The sequence below is a fragment of the Pseudundibacterium arcticum genome, from assembly GCF_042646465.1.
GTDB classification, from domain to species: Bacteria; Pseudomonadota; Gammaproteobacteria; order Burkholderiales; family Burkholderiaceae_D; genus Undibacterium_A; species Undibacterium_A arcticum.
Map to the genome: position 1 here is coordinate 1 of NZ_JBHRTP010000134.1, position 2,015 is coordinate 2,015.

The following is a 2,015-nucleotide window of genomic DNA, read 5'->3' on the forward strand; positions in this document are numbered from 1 at the left end:
CCGCTTCCGCCTTGCTGCGTTTTTCAGCCGCCTTGGCTTCTTCGATGCAGACATCCTTCGGATTTCCGCTCATGGCATCGCATTTGGCACGTTCCGCTTTATACGTTGCGGTAGCGTTGTCTTCGGCCGCCTTATAGGCAGCTTTCGCGTCATCGGTCGCTGCGGGTGCAGCAGCGGCAAAACCGAGAGTGACGACACTGAGAAAAAGATTTGCGAGTATTTTCTTCATTTTTATTCCTTTGAATTTTTATCCCTTTGACGGTCTCGGGCGGACTGTCAATACGTCCGCCTGTACCGCACCCGTTGTCAATCAAAACTCATGGCCGGTAATCCTTGTTGCGCTCTTCAAAATCCTTGATCTGCTTTTCCGCCTCGTCCTTGTCGATGCCATAGGTTTCCTGAATTTTTCCAGAGAGCTGATCGCGTTTTCCTTCAATCCGATCGATGTGGTCATCGGTAAGTTTGCCCCACTGGTCTTTGATCTTGCCCTTGAATTGCTTCCAGTTTCCTTCGATAACGTCCCAATTCATTTCAGCCTCCTCGGTAACAATATAATTATTGGTAGGCGCATTGATCGCCTGTCTTCATGCGCCATAAAGATAACGGCATTTGCAATAGAAGGACCCGTGTCGTGGCGATCGATGGCCGATGTGTTTGATGTAATGTTGTATGGAAATCAGATGACCTGCTCAATTCGGATAAGGCTGGGTTCCGTAATAAGAATGAATTTCATTGGCCCATGTCGGGTTAGCCATATCCGGCCAATGATCCGGATCGAATCCCGGCGCATCTTTGAGCCGCTCTTTATCGACTTTCAGGATGAAGCGCTTGTTGACGGTATCGAGCGTCAATGCATTCCACGGCACCGCGAACAGCTTTTCGCCCATCCCCAGAAAGCCGCCGAAAGACAGCACCGCATAACTTACCCTGCCGGTCCGCATGTCCAGCATGATTTCCTTGATGTCACCCAGATCTTCGTCTTTGTCGTTATAGACATCGTTCCCGTGAAGTGTGTCTGCACCCATCAGCTCGGGTCCGGGACCCTTGCTTGTATCGTCCCTGTACATGCCATACGTATCGCGATCTTCATAGCTCATGTGCATCTCCTTTAGTGACTCAATACATTGACTATTGATTAACTACACTTATCAATATATGCGAGTTTCGGTAAATTTTATTGATTCGAATCAATCCAAATTGGGTAATTTTGACTGAAGCCGTGGAGTGGACCCCTGAGACTGGCCAAGGCGACCAGGAGAATTTGATACGCTTGCTGTGCCTTTCAAAAGGGAGCAGCGTCCTGTCAGCAAGAGGACCTTATCGGCGGCATGGCCCGCAGTTCAAAGTACACCTGTGTACCGACTCCGCAATGGCAAGCTGGGCCGGCGGAAGCGCAAAAGACTTACCAGCTTTCGGCCAATCTCATTCAGCTGCGCCTCAGCTGTTTCTTCAGAACCGCCTTGCCTGCATGTCCCCACCATGTACCTGAAAGACGTTTTGCCAAATCGACGCCAATTGTCATAATTTTCATTTCTGGCACCCCTTTCGTGAGGTGGTACCTTCACTTTGAGAATTGCTGTGGAAATTTTTCAAATTTTCCGGCGTCTAACGTAAGTGTTCTGTCCGGCTGTCGAATATGCAGAACGTAACCCTACCCGGCTGTTCGAAAGGAGTTGAAAAATGAGCTACTTGGATCGTGATACTTACGGTATGTACAAAAGCAATCGGAGTGGCGGCCCTGGCCCGAGCGTAATGGGCGCAGATACTCTGATCGGAAACGATGTGTACAACGAAAAGGAAGAGGACTTGGGCGATATCAAGGAAATCATGATGGACACGCGCACGGGCAGGGTCAACTATGCCGTTCTTTCCTTCGGCGGCTTTCTTGGAATGGGAGAAAAATTATTCGCCGTGCCATGGGGCGCCTTGAAGCTCGACACACAGCATGAACGCTTTATTTTGAATGTCGACAAGGACCGTCTGAAAGATGCACCAGGTTTTGACAAGGACCATTG

General features: G+C 49.5%; 3 protein-coding genes and 1 pseudogene. 1 reads left to right on the forward strand and 3 read right to left on the reverse strand.

The genetic code is table 11. From position 1 onward, the window contains the following. The 3 genes and pseudogenes from ACFOFO_RS26495 to ACFOFO_RS26505 all read right to left on the reverse strand — a co-directional run. Positions 1-229: pseudogene (locus ACFOFO_RS26495) on the reverse strand (hypothetical protein); the annotation flags it as partial. An 88-nt stretch (positions 230-317) separates the two neighbouring features. After that, on the reverse strand, positions 318-530 hold the full coding sequence (locus tag ACFOFO_RS26500) for a CsbD family protein (protein WP_390322963.1): 213 nt from the start codon (positions 528-530) through the stop codon (positions 318-320). Positions 531-689: 159 nt separating this feature from the next. Further along, the gene (locus ACFOFO_RS26505; protein ID WP_390322964.1) at positions 690-1,097 is read right to left on the reverse strand and encodes a PRC-barrel domain-containing protein; all 408 of its coding nucleotides are present in this window, start codon (positions 1,095-1,097) and stop codon (positions 690-692) included. A 583-nt stretch (positions 1,098-1,680) separates the two neighbouring features. Between ACFOFO_RS26505 and ACFOFO_RS26510 the strand changes: the two genes are divergently transcribed. Then, a partial coding sequence (locus tag ACFOFO_RS26510) for a PRC-barrel domain-containing protein (RefSeq protein WP_390333559.1) occupies positions 1,681-2,015 on the forward strand: 335 nt, incomplete at its 3' end.

Excerpts from the sequence above, each read along its gene's own strand:
- ACFOFO_RS26500 (WP_390322963.1), bottom strand. The coding sequence starts at position 530 with ATGAATTGGGACGTTATCGAAGGAAACTGGAAGCAATTCAAGGGCAAG.
- ACFOFO_RS26505 (WP_390322964.1), bottom strand. The coding sequence starts at position 1,097 with ATGAGCTATGAAGATCGCGATACGTATGGCATGTACAGGGACGATACA.